At 49.3% G+C, this 25273-nt stretch carries 22 protein-coding genes; 9 read left to right on the top strand and 13 right to left on the bottom strand.

The window, feature by feature from the left end; genetic code table 11:
* Positions 1–270 precede the first annotated feature (270 nt).
* Positions 271–1452, top strand: coding sequence for an ROK family transcriptional regulator (locus ACXAH1_RS02250; protein WP_475193421.1), 1182 nt, complete (start codon positions 271–273; stop codon positions 1450–1452).
* Here ACXAH1_RS02250 and ACXAH1_RS02245 read toward each other — a convergent pair.
* Positions 1449–2285: a sulfurtransferase gene (locus ACXAH1_RS02245; protein WP_475193420.1), complete on the bottom strand. Its 837-nt coding sequence runs from the start codon at positions 2283–2285 to the stop codon at positions 1449–1451. The genes ACXAH1_RS02250 and ACXAH1_RS02245 overlap by 4 nt on opposite strands.
* 95 nt (positions 2286–2380) lie before the next feature.
* On the opposite strand from ACXAH1_RS02245, the gene ACXAH1_RS02240 reads away from it, so the two are divergent.
* The 4 genes from ACXAH1_RS02240 (at position 2381) to ACXAH1_RS02225 (ending at position 6218) form a co-directional block, all read left to right on the top strand.
* Positions 2381–3385: a glycosyltransferase family 9 protein gene (locus tag ACXAH1_RS02240; RefSeq protein ID WP_475193419.1), complete on the top strand. Its 1005-nt coding sequence runs from the start codon at positions 2381–2383 to the stop codon at positions 3383–3385.
* Between the two features lie 32 nt (positions 3386–3417).
* Positions 3418–4167 carry a glycosyltransferase family 25 protein gene (locus tag ACXAH1_RS02235; RefSeq protein WP_475193416.1) on the top strand — a complete coding sequence of 250 codons (750 nt, stop codon included), beginning with the start codon at positions 3418–3420 and terminating at the stop codon, positions 4165–4167.
* A 345-nt stretch (positions 4168–4512) separates the two neighbouring features.
* Positions 4513–5319 carry an FkbM family methyltransferase gene (locus ACXAH1_RS02230; protein WP_475193415.1) on the top strand — a complete coding sequence of 269 codons (807 nt, stop codon included), beginning with the start codon at positions 4513–4515 and terminating at the stop codon, positions 5317–5319.
* A 374-nt stretch (positions 5320–5693) separates the two neighbouring features.
* Positions 5694–6218: an RICIN domain-containing protein gene (locus tag ACXAH1_RS02225; RefSeq protein WP_475193412.1), complete on the top strand. Its 525-nt coding sequence runs from the start codon at positions 5694–5696 to the stop codon at positions 6216–6218.
* 65 nt (positions 6219–6283) lie between these two features.
* Here the strand turns inward: ACXAH1_RS02225 and ACXAH1_RS02220 are convergent, their stop codons facing one another.
* The 5 genes from ACXAH1_RS02220 to ACXAH1_RS02200 all read right to left on the bottom strand — a co-directional run bounded on the left by ACXAH1_RS02220 (position 6284) and on the right by ACXAH1_RS02200 (position 11934).
* On the bottom strand, positions 6284–6715 hold the full coding sequence (locus ACXAH1_RS02220) for a group I truncated hemoglobin (protein ID WP_475193411.1): 432 nt from the start codon (positions 6713–6715) through the stop codon (positions 6284–6286).
* A gap of 30 nt (positions 6716–6745) precedes the next feature.
* Entirely contained in the window at positions 6746–7588 is an 843-nt protein-coding gene (locus ACXAH1_RS02215; protein ID WP_475193410.1) for a DUF3034 family protein, read from the bottom strand.
* Positions 7575–9890: a putative bifunctional diguanylate cyclase/phosphodiesterase gene (locus tag ACXAH1_RS02210; RefSeq protein ID WP_475193407.1), complete on the bottom strand. Its 2316-nt coding sequence runs from the start codon at positions 9888–9890 to the stop codon at positions 7575–7577. The genes ACXAH1_RS02215 and ACXAH1_RS02210 overlap by 14 nt, the downstream gene beginning before the upstream one ends.
* Entirely contained in the window at positions 9880–10617 is a 738-nt protein-coding gene (locus tag ACXAH1_RS02205) for a methylamine utilization protein (RefSeq protein ID WP_475193405.1), read from the bottom strand. Before ACXAH1_RS02205 ends, ACXAH1_RS02210 begins: the two co-directional genes overlap by 11 nt.
* 213 nt (positions 10618–10830) lie before the next feature.
* Entirely contained in the window at positions 10831–11934 is a 1104-nt protein-coding gene (locus tag ACXAH1_RS02200; RefSeq protein WP_475193404.1) for a phosphoribosylaminoimidazolesuccinocarboxamide synthase, read from the bottom strand.
* A 195-nt stretch (positions 11935–12129) separates the two neighbouring features.
* Here ACXAH1_RS02200 and ACXAH1_RS02195 point away from each other — a divergent pair, with 195 nt between their 5' ends.
* The 3 genes from ACXAH1_RS02195 to ACXAH1_RS02185 are packed head-to-tail and all read left to right on the top strand — an operon-like array spanning position 12130 to position 14709.
* On the top strand, positions 12130–12816 hold the full coding sequence (locus ACXAH1_RS02195) for an ABC transporter ATP-binding protein (RefSeq protein WP_475193401.1): 687 nt from the start codon (positions 12130–12132) through the stop codon (positions 12814–12816).
* The gene (locus ACXAH1_RS02190) at positions 12813–14201 is read left to right on the top strand and encodes an ABC transporter permease (protein WP_475193400.1); all 1389 of its coding nucleotides are present in this window, start codon (positions 12813–12815) and stop codon (positions 14199–14201) included. Before ACXAH1_RS02195 ends, ACXAH1_RS02190 begins: the two co-directional genes overlap by 4 nt.
* 10 nt (positions 14202–14211) lie before the next feature.
* Positions 14212–14709: a DUF3299 domain-containing protein gene (locus tag ACXAH1_RS02185; RefSeq protein WP_475193398.1), complete on the top strand. Its 498-nt coding sequence runs from the start codon at positions 14212–14214 to the stop codon at positions 14707–14709.
* A gap of 64 nt (positions 14710–14773) precedes the next feature.
* Here the strand turns inward: ACXAH1_RS02185 and ACXAH1_RS02180 are convergent, their stop codons facing one another.
* The 5 genes from ACXAH1_RS02180 to ACXAH1_RS02160 form a co-directional block, all read right to left on the bottom strand.
* Complete coding sequence (locus ACXAH1_RS02180) at positions 14774–14947, bottom strand: hypothetical protein (protein WP_171039557.1); 174 nt, start codon at positions 14945–14947, stop codon at positions 14774–14776.
* An 81-nt stretch (positions 14948–15028) separates the two neighbouring features.
* Positions 15029–17503 (bottom strand): cation:proton antiporter, encoded by a 2475-nt coding sequence (locus ACXAH1_RS02175; RefSeq protein WP_475193397.1) that lies wholly within the window; start codon positions 17501–17503, stop codon positions 15029–15031.
* An 82-nt stretch (positions 17504–17585) separates the two neighbouring features.
* Positions 17586–20177, bottom strand: a complete 2592-nt coding sequence (locus tag ACXAH1_RS02170) for a M14 family zinc carboxypeptidase (protein WP_475193395.1) — start codon at positions 20175–20177, stop codon at positions 17586–17588.
* 75 nt (positions 20178–20252) lie between these two features.
* Positions 20253–21647, bottom strand: a complete 1395-nt coding sequence (locus ACXAH1_RS02165) for an ATP-grasp domain-containing protein (RefSeq protein WP_475193393.1) — start codon at positions 21645–21647, stop codon at positions 20253–20255.
* A 58-nt stretch (positions 21648–21705) separates the two neighbouring features.
* The gene (locus ACXAH1_RS02160; RefSeq protein WP_138550160.1) at positions 21706–22653 is read right to left on the bottom strand and encodes an ATP-grasp domain-containing protein; all 948 of its coding nucleotides are present in this window, start codon (positions 22651–22653) and stop codon (positions 21706–21708) included.
* A gap of 188 nt (positions 22654–22841) precedes the next feature.
* On the opposite strand from ACXAH1_RS02160, the gene ACXAH1_RS02155 reads away from it, so the two are divergent.
* The gene (locus ACXAH1_RS02155) at positions 22842–23972 is read left to right on the top strand and encodes a M20 family metallopeptidase (protein WP_475193392.1); all 1131 of its coding nucleotides are present in this window, start codon (positions 22842–22844) and stop codon (positions 23970–23972) included.
* On the opposite strand, the gene mutM is transcribed toward ACXAH1_RS02155, so the two are convergent.
* Both mutM and ACXAH1_RS02145 read right to left on the bottom strand, forming a co-directional pair.
* The gene (mutM, locus tag ACXAH1_RS02150) at positions 23969–24778 is read right to left on the bottom strand and encodes a bifunctional DNA-formamidopyrimidine glycosylase/DNA-(apurinic or apyrimidinic site) lyase (protein WP_475193391.1); all 810 of its coding nucleotides are present in this window, start codon (positions 24776–24778) and stop codon (positions 23969–23971) included. The two genes, ACXAH1_RS02155 and mutM, sit on opposite strands and share 4 nt — an antisense overlap.
* Complete coding sequence (locus ACXAH1_RS02145) at positions 24778–25266, bottom strand: hypothetical protein (protein WP_475193389.1); 489 nt, start codon at positions 25264–25266, stop codon at positions 24778–24780. Before ACXAH1_RS02145 ends, mutM begins: the two co-directional genes overlap by 1 nt.
* Positions 25267–25273: the final 7 nt, after the last annotated feature.

Below are 25273 nucleotides of genomic sequence, written 5' to 3'. Positions count from 1 at the left end.
AAATTCGCACTCGCGAATATCCTAACTGCCTTTTTAATACTGGCATTTAGGATCTGTTTTGTTGTATTTATAGTCATATTCAGCCAACAAACCGCTTATGTCAAATAGTTTGACTAATTATTTTTTATTCGGTTTAGCATCATGATCGAGTAAGATGATCGGCTTAGTTCAAGGAGAATGTGTTGTATAAGCAGGTACATATGACACATTAACAGGGGTTATATGATGTTTAGAACCCCGTAATCAGATTCAAATAGTAAGGCGAACACATTGAAAGGCTCCAACGCAAAACAGAATAAATCGATAAATTTGCGTCTTGTACTCGCTCAGATTGTCACGCAGGGGCCGATCTCCCGTGTAGAGATTGCCCGCAATACACAATTGACCAAACAAACCATTACCAATATGGTCGAGGAATTACTGAGCGTTCAGCTTGTCGAAGAAACCGGCATAAAGAAATCTGAAGGGGCAGGTAAACCCTCAAAAATGCTGGTTCTGAATAAGAAGGCTGCGTATACCCTGGCCGTACGGATTGTCGATAGTGAGCTGGAAGTTGGCTTGTTTTACCTCAACGGTGAACTGCTAAACCGGCTGCATACCCGACTAGACACAAATGATACACCACTCGAGAAAGTCAAATATCTGATTGATACCCTGCTGACAGTGGCCAACCTGACCGTGTCTCAGGTGCTTGGCTGCGGATTGTCGGTACAACTGAGTCATCTTAAAGGTGTCGAGATCTTTGCTCACAATCGACAATTGCAGCAACAGCTTGCCGATACACTGGCGGTTCCGGTTGCGCTCGAAACCACCGCATCCGCCTGTGCCAGCTTTCAGATGCTGTTTGGCGAAGCCCGGCTGCTCGATAGCTTTGTATACGTACATTTGGGTAATCAGGTTGAATCTGCGGTGGTGTACGACCGTCGGATACTGCTCGGACAAAATGGCCTTACAGGCGCCTTAGGTGACTTGTTTGTGACACCCGAAACCGATGATGATACCGCAGAATTAGGCAGACTGAATGACTTTGCCTCACTCAATGCATTGAAACAACACCTGGGACGACCGGGTTGTTCCACAGAAGAGCTGCACCACCAGCTACAGGAACACCCTGTGATCGACCGCTGGCTTGAGCAAGCCGCAGAGCCGATGCGGATCGCCATTCACAGCATAGAGTCGTTATTGAATACTCAGACTATTATTTTAGGGGGAGACATTAATGACTGGCTGCTGGATAAACTGACATCAGAACTGCGCCCGTTTATCCCATCCATTGCGCAGTTTGGTGAGCGGCAGGTAGTACGCCTGGTCAAAACCCCAGATGTGGCAAATATTGCGCTTAAAGGGGTAGCGACCCTGCCACTACACAGCGCACTCAGCGCCAAAAATATGCAAACCTTGTATTTTCCAGCCCTGTGCCCGCCCAGTGAGCTTCAGGAACTGGTTTACTAACTCTCAGGGGCAAGTGTCGCAACCGGTACCTCCGAGTCTTGCCCCCATTCGCTCCAGGACGCGTCATATACAGACAAAGGATAGAACCCGCATTCATCAGCAATCATGGCCAGAATACAGGCAGTGATCCCGGATCCACAGCTAAACTGCAAGGCCTGATGAGTGACACCCGCGTCGCTCAGTAACGCTCTTAACTGCGTCCTGGACTTTAACAAGCCGCTGTCATCAAGTACGCTGGCATAATGGACATTGGCACTGCCTGGAATATGTCCGCTACGCATCCCCTCTCTGGGTTCACTTTCCTGACCACTGAATCTTGCCGGGCTGCGGGCATCCAGCAATAAAACGCTGGGGTCGTCTATTGCTGCCAGTACCGCCTGTTTATCTATAAAATAGCCTGCCTGAGGCTGAGCTACAAATTCTCCAGACTGTGGGCTCTGTGCATAGTCTGGTGCCACGGGCAAACCCAGTTCCAGCCATTTGACCAGGCCCCCATCCAGCACATAAACCTGCTCAAACCCCATGGCCTTAAACATCCACCAGGCACGGGCCGCGCTAAACAAGCCAAAGTTATCATAAACAATCACGGTATCCCGCTGGTTGATCCCCAACAACCTAGCCTCATGCTGAAATTGCTCAGCACTGCACATAGTGCTGGGAAACCTGCCATCGGGATCACTAAACGTCTGGCTGATATTAAATCGTTTTGCACCCGCGATGATTCCCGCAGGCTGATACTTTCCTGTTGCCCCGGGTTTGAGCATGCCGCAATCGAGTACCACAACTCGGTCGAGGTTCTTTAGTAACCAGTGACAGCTTTTGATGTTTTTCATTTTTTAACTTTTGTTTAAAATTTTAGGACTAGGGTGATTTTGTTCATTAGCTTTGGTTATACTAGGTTGGATCAGTGCCTATAACAAGGAAATCCATGCCTAAAACAGTCATCGAGCCCAGTAATATCAATGGTCCCATCTTAGTGGTACTTCCCCGCTTTATTGGAGACGCCATCAATTCGCTACCCGCGATAGGGCTGCTCAACGACTTGTATCCGGGTAAAAAAATCTATTTGCTGATTCGTCCCTATATGCGCGAAGTATTGGAAAGGGCACATGGATATGACTTTGAGCTACTTGAAGACGCCCGTTATCAGGCTGGTAAACGCGCTGGCCTGCTCAGCTTTGCCAAAACACTCAGAACATTCCAATTTTCAACGGCGGTGTTGTTTCGCGGCTCATTAACCGACGCGCTGCTCGCTAAACTGGCCAGGATCCACTATGTCGTTGGATATGCCCAGAATGGCCGAACTCCATTGCTTTCTCATGCTCTTAAACTGAATGATTGCCATCATTATATCTTCCGCTATTGTCGCCTGGTGAACGACGTGCATGGAAAACCCTTGGGTAGCTTCTCCTTACCAAAGCTCCGAGCAAACAAACTTGAGCTGACGCACACTGAACCTCAAGCAACCGCTGTGTACATTGGTGGCAAAAACAAAACCACACGCCATTATCCGGTACATCTGGCAGCAAGCGCATTGGCAAAAATTGTAGCTCAGACACCAACTCATTTGTATTTACTGGGCGACAGTAGTGAATGTGGTGACGCTGAGGAATTGCAACAACTACTTGCCAAGCAAAATATTACAGCGACCAACCTCGCCGGTACCACATCACTAGGCGCATTGGTAGATATCATCGCAGCCATGGATACGATGATTACAATAGACTCAGGCCCTATGCATATTGCAGCCGCATGTAATGTACCAACGCTGGCATTAGTTGGTCTGGGGACTTCCCCCTTTTCACTGGTCGCGCCTTTAACTGGCAACTGCCAAGCTATCACCAGTCAATCAACGAGTCTTGATGAAGCTGAGATTATTTGCGCAATAAAACCGGAAATTCTTGCCGAACGCTACTTAAATCTGTTCAAATAAATACAACAATACAAACCTTGTAAATTAATAGAATGACTCACCCACCAATATTCATAATTAACATGGATGGCTGTGAAACCAGATGGCACCAAACTTATGCTCGATTAAAGAAGATTGGGCTCGATGCCAGCCGTTTTCCTGCCACCAATGGTAAGCGACTATCAGAAGAAGAGTTAGCGATGTGGTATGATCAAGCTGAAAATATACAACGCTACCATAGACATTTGACGCCCGGTGAAATTGGATGCTACGTCAGCCACTATCAGGTTTTTGAAAAAGTGGTAAAAGAAAACCTAGAATTCGCACTAATTCTGGAAGATGATCTTAATATTGATGCAAACTTAACCCAAATATTGGACCACGTGTGTCGCCTAGAAAATTGGGATATGATAAAACTAGCGGATGCCCGAGATTACCCGTTTGTTGAGTCAGTGAAGCTTGATGAGAAATTCACCGTAGGCAATTATAAAAAAGTCCCAAACAGTGCACTGGGTTACCTAATAAGCTTACAAGGTGCTAAAAAACTGCTTCAACGTAAACCATTTTTCAGACCCGTAGATGTAGACTTCCAATTCCATGGGGAATTAGGTTTGCGCATTGTTGGTATAAAACCTTACCCAATTTCCGAAGACGTAAGCTTTGGTAGTGAAATTGAAAATATTAATCAAGGGAGGCATTCCAACAGAAGTACATTTTTTCGCAATTTCAAGCATCGAGTACGAATGTATATACAGCGCCAATCACGCTCAGCTGACTTAAAGAAAATAATTTTGGATGAATAATATTCAAAGTCTAAAGCGCTCAAACCGCTGTGAGGTGGTAATTGGCAACTGTCCCAGCTAATTAACAACAGCCACCTCAAACATTGTGACAACCTGATAAAACCCCCATACGTTGTTAGATATATAATTGCATACGCCATTAAGATGCACAGTAAGATAAAACTCCAGCATATCATCTGGATACTATATAGCTTTGCTGTCCGGACCACCCATAATCTGTGCGATAAATTTCCTCAAAAACTCAGGTGTGCATGAAACACTCCCTAAGTTCAAACTCCCGCTTGTAATCAACAAATTGCAACGTTACTATCAGGCAACTTACAAGGAAATGACTGGAATATATACATGTCAATAAACAAACACGCCCTGCGCCCAAATCACTGCCCAGACTTAATCCGTATGGGTAACCACTTTGATGGTGGATACATCGTGCCCAAAAACCATATAAAAGAAACTGATGTTTTGCTCTCGCTGGGTATCAATGATGACTGGCGGTTTGACAAAGAATTTCAGGCGCTCAATCCAGATTGCCGGGTTGTGGGAGTAGACTATACCGTCGGGCTTGGCTTTATCGTTCGAAAAACCCTGCAAAATAGCCTCAAGTCTCTGATCAATACATTGTTGTTCCGCCATGACAAACGTCAGAAGTACTGGACGCGTTTATTAAACTGTGTGTTTTTTTACAGCTTTTTCCGTGGCAAAAACTGCCATTTACAACGCCGTGTCAGTAAGACTTCAGATCAATTGGATATCAGCCTGGATGAATTAATCAACCAGCATTGTGGGGCGAAAGATGACACCATTTTTCTTAAAATGGATATCGAAGGGGCTGAATACCAGGTTATCGATGACCTGTGTAAACATGCCGACAGGATCAATGTTGTTGCCGCAGAGTTTCATCACCTGGACACGCAGACCGCTGACTTTAACCACTTTATTGAATCGATAAAAGCGCATTTTCATGTTGTTCATATTCATGGTAACAACTATGGTAAATACGCAGACTCGATTGATTTCCCTGAAACTGTTGAAATTACATTTATCAATAAAGCTTTGATGCCTGATGCGACGGTTTCCCAACTCTCTTACCCGGTTGAAGGACTAGACTTTCCAAACAACCCGAAAAAACCGGATTATAAAATCGAATTTTAACCCTAAAAAATTAGCATTAATTAAAAAAGCTCAACAATAAGATCGCCATTGTTGAGCTTTTTAATTATAGCGTTTTAAGAAACCTAGTTATAATGCACTTTTAAGCTCACTTAAATTCAAAAAAACCATATAAATGGTTGCCTACCCCCACTATTAGAAGTACATTTTCATCCAACACCGGAAATAGTACTTTAAATTGCAACTTGCTGTGCTACGTCAGTCAATGTAAACCTATATCATCAAAGCTCATACAGCGTCCTTTTATTTTTAAAAAATTAACGCAGGGACAAACAACATACAGCCTACTTTAAATTACAAGTTGAAAAAAACAATACTATATAATAACATTAAAATTCATTAAAAAAGGAAATTACATGAAATTAAAAACGCTTATTTTATCCGTCGGTGCTTTATCTATTCTTACAATACCAAATGTAGAAGCATTAAATTATAAATATGGCTCTTTCACTCCTGGTGAACGCGTAGAGATTCGAAATAAAGCACAAAACCTATGCCTAGATCCTGAAGGTGATTATGGTCACAAAGGGAGTAATGTTTTACTTTGGAGCTGCGATGGTCAAAATGACCAACTATGGTATATACAACCCATGGACTTTAACAGTTCCTACTTCCAAATAAGAAATGCAGCTTCGGGCCACTGCTTAGACGTAAGGAAACTGAGTGGAAATAAAGGGGAAAGTGTCGGTGTTTGGAGTTGTGATAGCCCATATTCAGCAGACCAACTATGGTTGGTGAAGGGGGGTTACATTATTAACGTTGCACAAGGGCACGTTCTTGATGTTGAAGGTACAACAGGAAGCCATGGCAGTAATGTCGTGATCTGGTCCAGAGAGTTTAAAGATGACCAAATCTGGAGTCCTAAAAAACGTTCATATTGAGCTTGAGTAGTTAGTAAGAGTTATCTGACCTCTCCATGCAGGTCAAAAATCGCACTTGATAAACCTCAAATCTTTATCACCACACCGCGCAACGGTGCCAGTCTGGCGAGGATCTGGTTTTGCGTGGTGTGGTCAATGCCCGCTTCGGTCATAGCGTTAATCAATAGCTCAACGACCCGGTTAAAGTCGGCTTCGGTGATCTGCATGCCGGTGTGGATCTGTATCATAGAATCCCCCTGATAATAACAGGGGCCGTCGAGGGTATCACACAGGTGAGTAATAAACCCCTGACGAAAGCGGCTTACATTGGCCTTAGCAAAGTAAGGCAGAATGGCTTTATCCCGTCCTATTTCCTGAATAAATAGATCAACCAGTCGCTCCAGACCGGCCTCACCGCCAATTTTTTGATACAGAGTCGGCCGGGCAGCGGACTGGCAGCCACCCAGCCAGACGCAGGCTAACAAGACTATCAGACTGGCTACAAGGTTACGGGTCATGTGATGTGCTTTATTATTCACCCTAATCCCTTAAAAGTATCCGGTAACAGACACATACCAACCGGTTTGACCCGGCTGACCTGCGATACTGCCCAAATCCAACCAGGCTGCGGTGATATTGACCTGCTTATTGATAAACCAGGCAACAAACACATCCTGCCACTGTTGCTCGCCCAATCCGAGGTTGTCAGGCTTTTCACGATATTCGTAGCCCAAAGCCAGGTGCTGGCTAAGAAAAATGGCCGTACTGGCTTCAAGGTAAATGCGTTCACTGCCGTGCTGACCACCGAAACCCAGCAGACCCAACTGATTGGCCTTCGTATGACGCGCCGTGATATTCCAAAATGCGTTATAGCCGCCAAGCATGCCCAGATGCAGCTTACTGGCAGCTAAATAAATATCGGTGCCGCTGTCATCTTCCGCGTCCAGTAAAGCGGCAACCGCATCGTCTTTTAACGACTTGTGTTGCAGGCCCAGGCTCAATTGTGGCCAGGTACTGTAAACGATATCCCCATACAGGCGCACTTTAACACCACTTATAGACTGTTCAATATCGGTATTGAGTGCTGGCACCGCAAAGGTTTGCTCAGCATAACTCAGCTCGACTCGATCAAACAGGTTAGCCTGAATGCCACACACATCGAGGCGATAATCGTCGACGCTGGCGCGGCTGCAAAATCCCCCGAGACTCCACTGCTCTTCACTGGCATAACCTGCAAGTTGTGCCCAGGGCACGATCCCACCCCCAGCGCTTCCTTCTACCTGAGAAACGCCCGGTGTGGCCAGTAACTTACCGGATCCTGCGATACTGTGTGTACTCACACACAGCACACAACTGGTCAGCAAAAGCAGCCACGACTCAGCCTGCTTCATGATATTGGCCAAGCCATTGAGTCAGTAGATCCGCTTTTAATGGCTTACTCAGATAGTAACCCTGCGCGTAATCACACCCCATTTCTTTAAGCAGCTCCAAAGAGGCTTTGTCTTCTACGCCTTCGGCCACCACAGAGAAACCCAGCTGATGACCCAGACTGATGGTGGAGCGCACAATACATTGATCCTGATGGGTTTCAGCCAGTTTTAGAATAAACACTTTATCCAGCTTAAGTTCATCAATGGGCAGCATTTTTAAGCGGCCCAGTGAGGTTTGCCCTACCCCGTAATCGTCTAGAGATATATGTACACCGATTTCTTTAAGAACTTTAAGCGCAGCTATGCCTTTTTCTTCATTTTCTATCATGTCCCGCTCGGTCAGCTCTATGGTGATCAGCGATGGAGATATTTGATAGCGGTCTAACATGGCTTCCAGGTGTGGCACAAAGTCGGGATCGGCAATGTCCTGGGCCGACACATTGATTGCCGCCTTCATAGTGATCCCCTGCTCGACCCAGTTGGCCACCTGTGCCACCACTGTTTTGAGCACCCACTGAGTCAGCTCAACAATCAGGCCTGACTGCTCTGCCAGATCAATAAAGAATTCGGGCGATACCCATTCTCCGTTACGCCGCTGCCAGCGGATCAGTGATTCAACCTTATCCACCTGCTGACTATGCATATTCAGTTTAGGCTGATAGGTCATAAACAGCTGGCCATCGTCACTTTGCAATGCGGCTTTTAGTTCATCAATGATCAGCAAGCGTTCAAGATACGCTTCGTCTTCACCTGTCTGATAGAAATAAACCGAGTTATTGCCCTGTTGTGCGGCATTATCGGCTGCAATCAGTGCCCGTCGCACGAGATCTTCCGGATCGTCTGCCTGCTCGGGGTAATGCACGACGCCCACGCTAAATCGCAGGTTGATCTCCAGTTTTTGTACCTGATATGGCTGGTTAAGCGCACTTAAAAACCCCGCAACACAGCCCTCCATGGAGCTGTCTTCTTTGGCTGCCAGCACAGTTAAAAACTCATCGCCTCCCAGACGGGCATTGAGCCCTTCAAAACTGGCACCTATCTGCTCAATGCGCTGTGCAACGGCCTGAATACAACTGTCCCCCACACGCGGTCCCAGTTTATCGTTAATGTGCCTGAGGCCTTTAATGTCCACAACCAGCAGATAATAAACACGACCATCTTGCAACAACCGAGTGAGTTTCTCCATAGCCGCTGCCCGGTTATAAAAACGCGTCAAACCGTCATGACTGGCCTGATAGCGAATTTGCTTTTCCCGCGCCTGAATATCATCACCCATTTCATGAAAGGCATCCACCAGCTGGCAAATCTCTTTGGTAGGCCGAGACTCGTGTACAGTCGCTTCATAATCTCCCAGGGCAAAGCGGCGCGCCATCACAGTTAACTGCTGCAAGGGAGTTGCCAGATTGCGGGCCAAAAAGCCACTGGCCACAAAGCCAAACAGCATAGTCACACACGACGACAAGATGATAGTCAGCACCAGCTGATCAAACTCCTGATAGTCTTTGGTCATATCAGCACTCAATACCAGGCTCACCGGCGAAGAGCTGAGCGCAGGCAAGGCCACTTCGGCATTGATATAAATCGGAAACTCACTCAACCACCGGGTAATTTTTTGCTCGTGTAAATACGCAAACAGATCCTGTGACTCCGGTAAACTCAAAGAGCTGGCCTTGATCTGCTCACCGTGGCCGATAAAACTCATCTCCATGCCAGTCAGTTCACGCAGCTGTCTTGCGACCTCTGTATCTACCGCAAAACCAACGATGGCGAAGGCAATGGTCCTGGGCGCCTTAACCGGAAGAATAATGGCTTGATACAACTGTTTGTCGAGGCTAACAAAGGCCGACTGTTCAGTGTGATTCAACAGCTCTCTGAGCAGCGGGCGCAAGTCTTCAGCCAATTCAATTTCTGCCTGATTAGCGGAAATCAGCTGCCCTCTGACATCCAGCAATAGCATCAAGTCAGCATCAATTCGCTGACTGTGATTAAACAACACGCTTTCTATGGTGGGTGCATCCCGGGTTGCAACGGCCTGTTTAAAGCCAAAATCCTGTGTCAGCACAGTCGCAGCTGTGACCAGTAAGCGCTCTTTTGCACTCAGATACTGCTGATAGACATTTTGTGCTACCTGAATATCCTGCTGCACTTTGCGTTCATTAAACTGGCTGGTGGACCACCAAAAGCTGGCCAAACTGGCTATGGCTGTTAACAGCACTAACCCGACGCACAGCGCGATAATGCGATTTTTAAAACTAGTGCCCATGATGCTCCTTAAACATCTCAGAGAATGTGTTTCTGGGTGCCGGTGCCTGTATCTCTACAATAACAGACCCGGATTGTTGTAATTCTGTCACCGCCACTACCCTGCGAGTGTCGATATCCTGTGTTTGCAGTGCGTGCCAGATGGCTACTTGCTGGGCGTATGCTGGTATTTGCACAGTCCCCTGCTGATTTGTTGTAAGCACATCTTTTGATTTAGAAACATAGATATAGCCGACCATTGAATCATGAATATTACATCCTAAAACAACGACACCAGATTGTTCAAATCGTATCGGTTGAATGGGGGTGCCGGCATACAATTTAAGTTCAAATCGTTTAGTATCAGAGAAGGAATAAACATGATGGCGAATATCATCGCTGTTTGGAAAGCTGACCGCCTGGCCCTGCATAATGGTAAGCAGCCGAGGCTGAAACTGTTTATCAATTTGATCCATTATCGCTATCTGCTGCACAGCGCCTGCACGCAGAGGGGCAATAACCTCGACTACTACATCGGGCAATGGAGCACCATGCTGGTCGCGTATTTGAAGGGTGTAACCGTTACCGGGACCACTCTCAGCTCCATAGACAACGCCGGTCATAAAAACCACCGTACAGTAACCAATCAGGGTCATGCTGAATGCAGCCCATACGCTCCCCACGGTTCGTCTGATCACGTTCAGACGCCCTTGTGCGATCCTTACCGGGTTATGCCCGCTGACGTTCATGGATATTTGCCTGAGCCACTTGCATACTCTTAAGTAAAAGTGACGCTGAAAAGAAAAGCAAGGACTAACACGAATTCACATTCAGATAATACGTAAACACGAAGGAAAATCGGCGCCAAGGGTATGTTTTTAGCTCAAGCTTGAGAGTGCTTGGTGCGTCAAAATGAAAAAGCGGCACCGAGCCGCTTTTTCAGAAGAGTCGTATCAGATGACTCAGGCGTCGATCAGACCATACTCTTTATCTAACACCGCAATCACTTCGTCACGCGGGCTTTGAGGAATGCTTAACTGCCGACCAACGATTTTGCTGGCAATGCCGACATAGGTATCAGATACAGACATCATTACCTGCTCTGGCAGTTTGTAACTGGCAGCCAGCTGCTCACGCTCATCCATGCGGTCTTTGTTCAGCAGAACATCGCTGTCAGGCACATTGTTGATCAGCAGCTGGCGGAAGCCCTCTTTTGAGTTCTCGACAATGTTACCGTCGCGGTAGGCCGGGCCATCCCAGATCCGCGATGAATCCGGTGTCCCTACTTCGTCAATGTAGATCAGGCGCTCGGTGCCATCTTTGTCTTCCACGTAACCAAATTCAAATTTGGTATCAACAAAAATCTGGTCCAGCTGAGCCAACTCTTTAGAGATGAGCGCAAAGCCTTCGCTCAGCAGCTTTTCATAGAGTGCGACATCGTCTTCAGACTTAAAGTTGAACGCATCCAGATTATCTGTGATATTGCGACGGGTGATGTTCACGTCGTCCACTTCCGGTACATCTGCTAAACCGCGAATGATCCCTTTGGTTGACGGGGTGATCAATACCTCATCCAGCTTTTGATGGGCCGTAAGGCCTTCTGGCAGAGCGATGCCACAGAACTCGCGTACACCTTTGCTGTAATCGCGCCACATGCTGCCAGTGATATACTGACGGGCAATGGCTTCGACGCGCACTGTGCTGGCTTTACGCACGATCCACACGTAAGGGTGTGGAATATCCACGATGTGATTGCCGGCCAGTCCGGCTTCATCAAACAATTTGAACCAATGGGCGGCCACACTGTTTAGTGCGATACCTTTACCCGGCACACCATTGAGGCCGTTTTCGCCCTGCCAGATGCAATCAAATGCGGAGATGCGATCCGAGATCACCATGATCGCCAGCTCAGTTCCGGTGGGAACATCATAGCCTTTTTCTTCGATTAAACGGGCGCTGTCCTGGTCGGTTAACCAATAAACTGAACGTACTTTACCACTGTGCACAGCACCTTTGGTGCGAATGGGTAGATCGTCATTGACGTCTAGAACTTTGTAGCTACTCATTGTATCTCCATAGAGAACGGCTGCGTCTTGCTAAAGGACGCAAAATACAGAGGGGGTTAGAGCGGTGTATGATAGTCGAGCAGCCGCTAAATCACAATTGCTTTACCGCACTGATCGGCGATATGCCGCAGGCAGGTTTAGCTTCGGGCACAAGTATTTTATGATGCGGGCGTGATCCGCCATTGATGTGAGACTATGTTAGAAATTAACGACCTGATTTTTCGCTGGCCCGGAGCAGCCGATGCCACGCTTCATATACCTAAACTTGAAGTCGCCGCTGGTGAGCGGGTGTTTTTACATGGCCCTAGTGGCAGCGGAAAATCCACTTTACTGGGGCTGCTCAGCGGTATAAACAAACCCGAGTCTGGACATATTCAATTACTGGATACTGACCTGGCAAACCTCAGCGATGCCGCCAGAGACAAATTCAGAGCCGATCACATCGGCACCATATTCCAGAATTTCAATTTGTTGCCCTATCTCAGCCCAATTGAGAATGTGATGCTGGGGTGCAATTTTTCTAAACTCCGCACTCAGCGAGTCAATGCTTCAGGTAACACACTGACACGGCAGGCCCAACAGCTGCTACAAGCGCTCGGTCTGAGCCCACAGATTATGTCACGTTCAGTGTCACAGCTGAGTATAGGCCAGCAACAGCGGGTCGCAGCTGCCCGGGCGTTTATCGGTCAGCCGGAGCTGATCATCGCAGATGAACCCACCTCGGCACTGGATGCCGACAATCGCAATACCTTTATTGAGCTGCTGTTCCAACAAGCCAGCCAGTATGGTGCCACTATCCTATTTGTCAGCCACGACAATAGTCTAGCGCCTTTATTTGATAAACAATTGAGCCTTGTTGAAATAAACGAGGTGAATCAATGAGATTAGTCACGTTAGCAACCAAAAGTATGCTCAATCGCAAGGCCAGTGTACTGCTGACCCTGTTTACCATTGCCATCAGTGTGATGCTGCTGCTTTCCATTGAACGGGTGCGTCAGGAAGCCAAAAGCAGTTTCAGCAATACCGTGTCGGGTACCGATCTGATCGTCGGCGCACGCAGCGGTGATATTCAGCTCCTGCTTTCCAGTGTATTTCGTATCGGCCACGCTAACAATAGTGTCAGCTGGGAGAGCTATCAGGATATCCGCGCTCAGCGTGGCGTGCGCTGGACCATACCTATGAGCTTGGGTGACAGCCACAAAGGCCATGCTGTGCTGGGCACCGACAGTGCGTACTTTACACACTTTCGTTATGGTAAAAAGCAAAACCTGGCCTTCGCCGCCGGCCGCGCGTTTGTTAATGCGCAGGAAGTGGTACTGGGGAGCGAGGTTGCCAGCAAAATGCATTATCGGCTTGGCCAGCAAATTGTGATCTCACACGGCATGGGCAATACCAGTTTCCACCATCACGACGATAATCCGATGACCATAGTCGGGATCCTGGCGCCTACCGGTACACCCGTTGACAAAACCGTACACGTGCCACTGGCAGCCATCGAGGCCATGCATAGCCAGCCTAAATCAACGCCCCGCATGATAGGTAAACCAAAGCAACCGCCTGCACATACTCATAGTGATGCTGACGAGCATGATCACAACCATGCAGATGAACATGGGCACAATGACAGTCATGACCACGCTCATGACAAGCCCGACACCGTCGCGGTCGCCGTACCAGCACCCGCACATTTGCATGGCGACCTGATCGGCGAGCCAAAACAGATCACTGCATTTCTGATGGGGCTGGATTCACCGCTCTATACCTTGCAGATCCGTCGAAACATCAATAATTACAAAGCGGAGCCACTGCTAGCCATCATGCCCGGTGTCACACTACGTGAGCTGTGGCGTATGTTAGGCCTGGTAGAGAAGATCCTGTTGCTGTTCTCAGGCGTAGTGGTACTTATCAGCCTGCTGGGGATGCTCACTACGTTACTGGCAACCCTCAACCAGCGTCGCCGTGAGCTGGCCATTTTGCGCTCTGTGGGCGCCAGACCCCGGCATATTTTTACACTCATGAGCAGCGAGGCCATCTTGATCACAGCCGCCGGTTGCGCACTGGGCATTGCCCTGTTTTACGCGCTGATCGCCCTGGCTCAGGGCACACTGCAAAGTCAGTTTGGGATCAGCCTGAGTATTTCACTGCTCAGTCACTATGAACTGATGTTGATCGGCGTTATCATGGCGGCCGGCACTTTGATGGGCATATTGCCTGCAACCCGGGCCTATTTCTATTCGCTCAGCGATGGCATGAGCATTAAGCTATAAGAGGTTTTGAATGACACCAATACGCACTTTTTTCTGGCTATGCACTGCGCTATTGCTAATTTCAGTACAAGTTCAGGCTGGACCCCCGAAAGAAATTTTCTGGGAAGATCTGATCCCTCAGGGCCATGTGCAGATAAGCAATCAGGATGCTGCAGCGAGCCACGATGGCGATCAGCAAAACTGGGTACAGCCAGATCTGGATGCGCCCGTGGTCAAAAGCCTGGATGGCAAACAAGTGAGCTTACCCGGGTTTGTGGTACCGCTGGAAGGCGACAGTGAAGTGATCACCGAATTCCTGCTGGTGCCCTACTTTGGTGCTTGTATCCACGTACCGCCGCCGCCACCCAATCAGATTGTCCATGTTAAAATCAAGAACGGCGTGCCCATCAACAGCCTGTATGATGCCATTACCGTGACTGGCACTATGAAAGTTGCAACCTGGAAAGGTGACCTGGCACAAACTGGATATCAAATGGACGCGGTTGGCGTCGCACCTTTTGAACTATAAACGCCGGGTGATGTATCTGAAAGTGGCTCAGAGTTGAGCCACCGATAATTTATCCAATCAGCCTTTAGCAAAGGCAACTTCTGAAATGGAAAGTATCGCACTGGTCGATTGCCGTGTTACAGGTGGACCATGCGGTACGATATGCACCACCCGCAATCTGAGGTGTTTCGCCGCCCGCAAGCGTACGCGCCGGTTTGCCAAGCTGCTTTATCGATTTTTTGTTTAACTGTAGTTTCATAGTTTATTTCCTTATTGGTATCTGTAGTGTGTGCTCGTAGGCACTTAACCACCATTGCATATATTTCAACCAGATGCAAAGCTACCCCTGCGCCAGCTGTTGGCAAAGTATGCGCATCAGCGCGGGGTCGTCCTGCATCAGTGACTTCAGCTTATCAAGCGGGATCCACATCACTTCACAGGGCGTTTCTGCCAGATAATCCAGCGCCGAAGTACCTGTCAGCAAGGCCGTAGCCCCCAGGGCTTCACCCGGCCCCCGAACCACAGCCTGACTGCCCCCGTCAGTGCCGGCACCTACTTCTCGTACGCTACCCCGGTAAATGACCCCCAGTTTATTCAGCGGCTTGCCCTGCTTGATCAAAGCCTGCCCGGCATCATAAATGCCCCGCTCCTGGCAGCTGCTTATCTGCTCCCGAGTGGTGTGTGTTACGCCATGCAGCCAGGGGATCTGCTGATCCAGCTGCGCCGCCTCGGTCTGGCGAAAAATGGACACTTTTTGCAGTGCCGCCATACGCTTTTCGACACTTTCCAGCAAACGACTGGCTTCGGGTTTATCGAGCACTGCCAGTTTTAGTTGCTCATTAATCACCGCACGCTCCCGGTTAAGCAGCAATCGGGTAGCCGCCTGTGACTGCAGCGCCTGAACGATATCCGGAAACGTCTCCTGAAGATCATTAATGCGCGCTATGGTCTGAGCAATATTGTCTTCAACCTGCTTACGCACCTGAGCCGCTATCTGTGTATTGGGCGATAAAGTATCAATATGGCTTTCCAGTGCTTCCTGTGCCTGAATGAAACCCCGTGCCACATCGTAACCCACCACCAGACGCTCAAAGTACAATCTCAATAACGCCCGCTCTAACCAGGCACTGCCACGCAGTCGTTCAAGCCAGCCTGGTACTTGCCAGGTCGCAAACAGAGTATCGCGCGGCCCAATGCAGGGCTCGCCATCCAGTGCCTGCTCCACGGCTTCAACCAGCAAGTTGGTTGCTCGCTTACCTAAAGTCCCTTGCTCAAACTGTGTCCAGTAGTGTTTTCGTTCCGTCTCCAGCAGACGACGTAAAAAAGCGGTATTGAGATCGTCTTTATCTATTGGTGTTGCGGCGTCTGACTGTGCCATCGCGCCCAGCTTGACCTGTGCTTTCACCTGTTGCCAGTCAGCGCCCCGTAAAAACGGGCTGTCCATCATGGTCGGCAACATAGTTTGCAGGGTATTGGCGACCTGCTGATTGGCTTTATCCACCGTAGCCTGTTTAGCCGGAGGCAGGCTATCGAGATGCAGAAACTTCAGCAGCATGCCCATAGTGCCGCCGTTAATTAAAATCGTCAGTACCACAATCCCGGCACATAAAAACAACATGCGATCGCTTACCTCCTTGGGGATCGCCTCGCTGGCAGCCACGGTCAGGGCCAGCGCTAATGAGACTGCGCCACGCAGACCACCCCAGCATAATACACTGGCTTTTTCAAAGGTAATGCCCACGCCTATGCGGCTTAACAAAGGTGTAAACACTGTGATGGAGGTCGCCCGGATCAGCATGATCCCCACGTACAAGATACCCAGCGTCTGCCATGCCTGAAGGTCGTCCAGGGGCACCCGAATGGCCACCAGGATCCCCACCAGGAGGAAAATACAGGTGTTGGCAATATGCGCCATCATTTCCCAGAAATGATGTAAAAATCCGGCAACCTCCGGGCTTATCCGGGTCCGCCCGACACTGGCCAGTACCAGCGCCAGCGTCACCACAGCCACCACCCCGGATACATGGAACGACTCGGAAATAAAAAAGGCCGAGTACGCCGCTGCTATGGTCAGAGTGATCTCTATCATGGGATCGTTAAACACCCGATCGATCCACATGATACATAATCCGCCCAACACCAGCCCTATCGCCAGCCCCACCAAGACGACCCCGGCAAACTGGCCTACCGCTTGCCAGGGCGAGGCCATCGCCGCACCTTCACCACCACTGCTGGCCAGTACCCAGAAATAAAACAAGCTAAAAAACACAATGGCGGTCCCATCATTAAGCAAAGACTCGCCCTCAATCAGGGTTTCTAGGCGTTTGCGCGAGCTCACTTCTTTCAGTAAAGCCACCACAGCCACCGGATCGGTGGCACTGATCAGGGCACCAAACATCAGGCACATGGCCCAGCTCCACTGCCAGTGTTCAGGCACGCTCACATGCAATAACTCAGCAGTCAGCCAAATGGCCAGCATCAGACCTGGCACCGCCAGAATGGCAATTTGCGTAAACATGCGCCGGAATAAATGCACTTCCATGGCAAACGCGCTTTCAAAGATCAGGGTAGGTAAAAATAGAAAGAGGAACAGATGCGGGTCGATGTCAGCCACCAGCGTCAGGGTATCGCCGACCATCTGCATATCGCCACTGAATGCCTCACCCCGCTGCGCCAGCCCGATACAGATCCCTATGACCAGCAGCGCTACAGTATAAGGGATTTGGGTATTTTTCAGGGCATGGCGAGTCAACGCCCCGATAAACAGGGCCAGGATCAAAAACACCAGGACCAGAATGCCAGATTCAAACTGCATACCTGTCGCCTTAACCACCGCGTTCAGAATGGTTAAAGCTTAGTTCACTCAGGCTGGCCCTGTTAGTTTATGGTCAAAAAACTCAGCCCTCAGTTTTGCCCGGGTAGTAAATCGTCACTGGCTGCGAGTAATTGGGCACATCATCATAGCTAAACACCGCATAATACTTCGCAATATCCGGCGTACCAAAGTTATCCAGCGTATAATTGTCCCGACCACCGTACAACTTCACCCCATCAAACGGCGAGCGCGGCGGATGAAAACGGTTACGCACCACAAAGAAGCCGACCAGATCCTCGTCTTCTTCATTGTCCCAGGTCAGCTTAACCACGCCATTTTCGACCTGAGTTTGCAGGTTATGGGGCGCAGCCACCGGATGTTTACGGCGCTCGATATAATCGATCTTCAGCTGTGCCGGCTGCTGGTCCTGACAGTTGGTCCAGTTTACCAGTGCATCGGTAGCCTGCGACTCCGCGGTGGCACGAATAATAAAGTAAAACGGCGTCTGTGCCTGATGCAGACGTTCCAGCTCCTGCAAGCTGTAGCTGTCGAAAATAAAGTGATGTTCAGCACGCTCTCTGAGTTGCTCATTACTGACTTCATAGCCGATATATTCAATCTTCTGGCGCTGTTTAACATGCTGGTAGTCCACATCTCTTAGCTCCACCAGCTCTATGGTAAAACGCACATCCCGTGCAGAAGCTATGGAATTACAACAGCGTACGGTAAGGCAGGCATTGGTAAATACGGTACGATCTACAGGTAAATCCACATTCAGATCAAACGCCATTTGTCCGTAAACAATATCGCCTTCGGCATCGAATCCCGATGCCAGCTTGTCGGCCACTACTTTGTCTTTGTAAATGGTATTGCAGGACAGCGGGCTCAGGGCGAGCTGTTGCTCGGGTAGCTGATAGACCAGCTCCAGGTTGGGCCGATAGTGCAGACCACTGCCAAACGAGCCGTAGCCAATATCGAATTGCATCACCTGAGAGTCTTTGCCCAGTGGCAATTTCTTGGGTCCCTGTAAGCGCAGCAGTAAGCGCTTCTGCTTGAGCAGCTTGGCCAGCAGGCTGCGCTCAACCCCGTTAAACAGCCATTTCATCCAGATCCCCTGGGTGAGCTTGTCGGATTCTATGGTTTGTCCCAGCGTATGCAATGGCTTAGCATCGGCAATACTGCTGTAGTCATAGATGTCCTCAACCTGATCGGCATCGAGAATCGCCACCGACCACTCGCCATATTTTTCAATTTTGGCGGCCACCCGGTTCATTGGATAGATAAAGAACTGGGCGCTTAAGATCTGCGAGCCTTCCACAATACTGCTGAGATCAAACTGCACCACGCCCATGCTTACCCCACGCTTTTTATCGACGCCGATAAACATGGAGTTATAACCAAAATGCTCCTTGTTCTTGGCCTGATTGTTTTGCGATAAATAGCCCACAGTTTCGCGAGCAGGGAACAAGGTACGGGCGCTTTCGGTCCGGCCCAGGCGGGTTTTCAGGCGCAATTCCGGGCTGAACGGGGATTTTATTTTAGTGACTTTATCGACGGCGCGAATGTTATAAAAATAACTGTGTCCGCTTTGCAGCTGGCGATCGATAAAGCTCTGTGTTTTGGTGATCGCCACCAGAGTTTCTTCGCCGCAAGGGTTTTTATTGTGCTGACTGCGATAGACTTCAAAGTAGATGTCATCCCGGTCTTCATACTGCCACTCCAGCTCGACGCTGTCATGGGCCACGGATTTGATGGTGAACCCTTCAACCCGCTTAGGCGCCAGCGGCGAGTAATTTATCGCTTCACTCAGTGCGTACTGCACGGCGGGAATATTCTCGGCGACACTCTCGGACATGTTTTTCATGTAATCCGGGATATTACGCGTGCCCACCTCCACCACTGTGGCAATGATCCCTTTGCGATAATAATACTCACGGCCACTGCCATGGATCAACTGCGCAGGCGGCTTGCCACGGTGGATCCCGTACTGACGGCCGGTGACCTTTTTGATCTCGTGGTTCATGTTAGCGCACAGCACATTCAGATCCGTGCCTTCGATCTCGACCTCATGATTAAACTTATGGGCGGGGAAAAACACGTTACCCTGAGAGTGATAATCCAGAGCAATGCGGATATTCTCGTGACTTTCCACAAAATCGCGAATGGCACAGGTTTCCGGCTCAGAAAAGGCATGAGGACCGCCATAGGTATTCGAGCCGGTATTCTGATTGCGCATAAACTTGGCATCAAAGTTACGGTTCAAGTCCACCCCAAAAGTGCCATCGCCGTTGTTGCGCCGATTTTTGCGCCAAAATGAAAAGTGGTTACGGGAGTACTCAAAGCCATCGGGGTTCAGACAAGGCACCATGTACAGGGTGTTACGGGTCAATGCATGTTGTAGCTTAGGATTGAAACGATAGTTATCAATTACATACTGAACAAACTTCACCGCCAGTTCGTTGCCAATCCATTCCCGCGCATGAATGGACCCAGTATATAATAAGGCCGGTTTATCATCGGCATAGGTCACATCCAGGGAAATGGTCACGAGCATGATCGGTCGGCCTTCCCAGGTCTCACCTATGCTTTGTAAACGGATCAAATGGGGGTGTGCGCTCATGGCGCTTTGCAGGAACTCTATGGTGTCCTGATAGGACGCATATTGGATTTTCATAGCGATTGCTCAGTTGCATAAAAAGACATGCCATAACCCGGATCAGACTAGCTGATCCGGTACAGCCAGAAAGCACTAATGTGTGGTCAGCCCGGCGGGCATCACCTGTTGCCAGTGAGCAACAATCTTTTCCAGTTTCTTATCCTTCAGGTTTTTTACGACACATAACTGCTGTGGCTCGGTATTCAGGGCTTCAACCACACCATGTGCACCAAAGGTGGCCATGATCTCGTCGATCATCTTGTCACCTATGCCTTTTACCTGGGCGAGGATCTCCCGGATCTGGGCATCATCAAACACCGGAGCCGGGTAACTGTTGAGCTCCAGACCAGCCTGTTCATCACTGCCCGGAATAGGTTGCAGGGCTTTGGCCTGTGCCGATTTAGCTTGCAAAACAAAGTTGTCCTGTAAATTCCAGATCTCACTTGGCCATTCTTCGACACGCTGATATTGGGTATCGAGAATTGGAAACTGTTGTTCATCCATACCATGGAAGGTCTCGCCACAGTCCTGACTTGGCGTATAGCTGGAAAACCCAATATGACGCATAGTACGCAGTAAACGTGAATCGATTTTGCCCAGCTCCTCCCAGTTATACAGCGGGATGCTCGGCTTACGGAAATGACCATCCGAGAGCAGCCACATCAGATACTGGCCTATCCAATCTCGAATATATGGGAACGCAGCAAATGCCGTGGCACACTCCAAAATGCGTAGCTTGCCATCTTTGCCCAGCGCAATATCGCACGCCCAGTATTCTGCATTCGCCGCTTTCGAAGCAGCAGTGGCCAGCTTAAGCACTGACTTTGGCACTGCCTGATAATCCATGCTGCCACCCTGGCTGGTATTGGTCAGCCATTCGCCTTCCGGTGGACGACGCCAAAAAGCACATACCGGCTTGTGGCCTACCAGCATGACACGAATGTCTGCTTCCATAGGCACAAAGTCTTGTACATAAGCCGGGTAGTATTTTTTCTCCGTCAGGAGTGCCATTGCTTCGTCGTAATTATCCACTTTATGTACAAAGTAGCCGCCGTAATTTGAGGGACCATACGAGCGCTTGATGATCTTTGGGTAGGTGGCCTGACTGAGATAACGCTTTGCTTTTTCAGGGACGTAAAAGATTTCGGTATGAGGCGCCGGCAACTTGTACTTACGACAGAAGTGGGTCACATTTTCTTTTGACTTGTTTGAAAACTGGCTATCCAGCGAAGGTAAAAAGCGTACATGTGGCAACGCACGGGCAATTTCGCGGAACGTCTCATACGCTGTCGCAGGAATATTACCGATCAGCACATCGATTTTCTTTTGATTCACTTCGGCAATAAAACGCGCTTTGTCGTTGCCCCAGTGATATACCACAGTTTCGATTTTATCTGGCCAACCTTTAAAGTTGGATTTGTCGAAAAAGCGTAAGACATAATCCAGATACAGAAGTCCAATCTTTGGGAGTTTGGGTTTTGCAGTCATTGCTCGGGCCACCTTGGCAAAATTAATGGGTTAGTAAAATAAGTCGATCGCATGGCCATCAGGCCACTTTATGCGTATGCAGGGCGCTTTTTTGGGTCGCTGTGCGCTCGATCAGCTCCACCATGGCATCTATCTTGGCCTGGTTAAAATTGATCCCCAATGCTTCTTGTTCAGGTGTCGCAAACGCAGGAATGGTGTTCACTTCCAGCACCACGTATTCTTCGCGCTCGCGATCATAGATTAGATCAACACCGGCAATCTCCAGCCCCAAGGTATTGGCAGCCCGGATCGCCAGATCAACCACCTCGTCGTCAGGCTCTCGGACAAACACAGAGCCACCACTGGTGATATTGGTTTTCCAGTCATCCTTCGGTGCTTTGCGGCCATAGCAACCGACAAACTTGCCATCCACCACATCAATGCGGTAGTCGGTATTGTCGTAGTCAATAAAACGCTCAACATAGAAGTAACGCAAGTCGGTTCGGCTCAAAAACGGCAGCAGCATGTCCAGTGCCTGCTCACTGTCAATTTTGACAATGCCGACACCACCCCAGCCATCGGTGGGCTTGTAGATCAGCTTGCCGCCAAAATCTCGCAGTGCCTGTTTCAGGCCATCCATGTCGTTTTTGTGGCACAAACGATAATCTGCCGTGCAGATCCCCTGGCTATTGAGCAAGTGAGAGGTGCGAAATTTGTCTTCCGCCAGCGCAAACGCCTCGTAGTTATTCAGTGTTGGTATCGCCTGGCTCAACGCCTGATAGAGATACACCTGAAACTGAGTTTGCTGGCCTGCGTTATAGCTCAAAAACGCATCCAGCTGCTCCATTACTACGCCATTGCAGCTGATCTGGCCATCTTTTGCCCGGGCATCACGCAGATTGAGCCCGGTACTGGTTTGGATCCCGCGTTCAGCCAACGCGTGAACCAGGCGCTGCTCAATCTCGCGCCCTCCACCATTTTCGTACATCCAGATGCCAACGTGCGGCGCCGCGACAGAGCGTGTCATAAAGTATCTCCTTGGTCCTTGAACAGGTGCATAAAATTTGGTCAGGAATGCTATTTTACAGGGCACTGTGTGACAGATTTTTGATCGTTTTTCTGTACCTATCGGGATCCAAAAACTGTTCATAATTCCGTCACCTCACTGTCATCGAAAATCGCCACGATGGGCCAAAATTACCGCAGGGACCTGTTATGGATAGTCTGGACTTTAATGAACTCGCGTCTTTAATTCGTTGTAATTCTTACAGTAAGCATAAAGCCGGTGTGGATGCACACGGCGAGCAAATGATTGAGCTGGCTGCACCGCTGGGGTATACGCTCACCCGTTATCAGCGGGAACATATTGGTGATCATTTATTATTGCGTGCGCCAAGAAGCACGGGTAAAAAGATCCTCTTGCTGGGTCATCTGGATACGGTGTATCCACCCGATACATTCGTCGAATTCAGCCAGGACGATGACTGTGTGTATGGTCCTGGCGTGTGCGATATGAAAGGCGGTAACTGGGTAGCGCTGAATGCATTACGGCAATTGAAGCGCACCTATGGCACGCTCAACAACATTGACTGGCTGCTGGTCAGCGATGAGGAAATTGGCAGTGACGACAGCAAAGCGCTGACCAGTAAAATTGCGAAACAGTATGATGCCTGCCTGGTGTTCGAAGCAGCAGGAAAAAACCACGAACTGGTGGTGGCTCGCAAAGGCATTGCCACTTATACCATTACCATTACGGGTAAGGCGGCACATGCCGGTAACCATTACCGGGATGGTATTGATGCGAACTTTGCACTGGCAAACATGCTGATGGAAATGTCGGCCCTGACCGACCTCAAACGTGGCAGCACCGTCAATGTGGGTAAAATCCAGGGAGGCATTGGTGCCAACACCATTTCCCCATCGGCCACTATGGTAGTAGAAGCACGCTTTACCAAAGCCTCTGAACAACAGCGCTTACTCGAGGGCATAGAAAACATCTGCCTGGCCATTGAAGTAACCGGTGTGTCGGTCAAATTAGAAGGGGGTCTGCAACGTGGCGTCATGGCACCAACGGATAAGCAATCAGCCTTGTTGAATGAGATCAATGAGATCCTGGGTTATGATCTGCCCGTGGAACATCGTGGCGGGGTGTCCGATGCCAATACAGCAGCCGCCACGGGGACGCCAACTTTGGATGGCTTTGGACCCTATGGTGATGGGGATCACACCATTCATGAACGTGCGATCAAATCTAGTTTTGCGCTGCGTATTGAGCAGGTCACTCAGATCCTGGCAAGCCTGTGTTATCAGGCCGAACCGGAAGCTGAGTTAAGCAGTGACAGTTAGCGCTGACACTGGGGGCAATAGACGGTGCTGCGCTGACCCAGGCGGATCTCCTTCAATTCAGTCTCACAGCTGACACAGGGTTCGCCTTTTCGCCCATAGACCAGCAACTCCTGCGCAAAGTAGCCTGGCTTACCGTCGCTTTGCGCAAAGTCCTTAAGGGTCGTCCCACCTTGTTTGATGGCGCTCGCCAGTGTGTCTTTGATAATGGGTGTCAGCCGCTGATAGCGCTGCAATGACACTTTACCGGCTTCGCGCTTTGGGTGGATCCCTGCTTTAAATAAAGACTCATTGGCATAAATATTACCGACGCCCACCACCACATGATTGTCCATAATAAACTGTTTAATGGCGACCTTTTTGCCCCGGCTGGCCGCATACAAGTGCTCGGCCGTAAACGCCTCTGTCAGTGGTTCAGGGCCCAGCTTTGCAAACACCGCATGCGCCTCATCCGGTGATTGCCACAAACATGCACCAAAGCGACGCGGATCATTAAGGCGTAACGCCAACCCATTTGCAAAGTGAAATTCGACATGATCGTGTTTCTTCAATGGACTGTCCTTATCAACCACCCGCAAATTGCCCGACATGCCTAAATGCAAAATAGCCGTACCCAGCGCACTCTCAAGCAGCAAGTATTTGGCCCGCCGATGGACACCCTGTATGTGTTGTCCTTCTAGCAGGCTCACTTGCTCTGGGACTGGCCAGCGCAGCTGGCGCTGATGCACCACCACTTTAGTGACAGTTTGATTCAGAATATGGGGTTCAATGCCTAAACGGCTCACTTCTACTTCAGGTAATTCTGGCATTACTTCAACTCTATAGGGGCGAATAATTGTTGTGCCTGGGTTTTGCTCAGGCTGAACCAACGTTGTGATTGTCTGGCAAAAAGATAATAGCGCTGCTGCTGGCGGTACAGCTGATAGCTGACAGGTAATTCGCTGCCAGCCAACCAGAACTGAGCCACACTCAGTGCTGCACTGGCTGGCAACCCCGGACTGTCAGTCAATGCCAGCTCACTTTCCTGCCACCGGGTAACTAACGCGTCCAGTGTGGCCGGTGGTGCCTGCCAGGTGGCCTCGGCATCAGCACTGAGCCGCCAAGAGGTGCCAATACGTTCAATCTTGTAACCCGGAAAGCCCAATGCCAGCACAAAGCTCTGCTGCTCAAAAAGCGGCATGCTACCCATTTCCTCATCCGAAGGGTTCATTTTCTGGTGAATCCCATTGAGAAAAAAGATCATGATCAACATGGAAAAGATCACCACATTATTCCAGGCCTTACGACTCAAACGCATAACTGCT

The organism is Pseudoalteromonas sp. AWH4_217 (genome assembly GCF_056161105.1).
The sequence above is the reverse complement of the archived record's forward strand: the minus strand, read 5'-3'. Positions and strand labels throughout refer to the sequence as shown.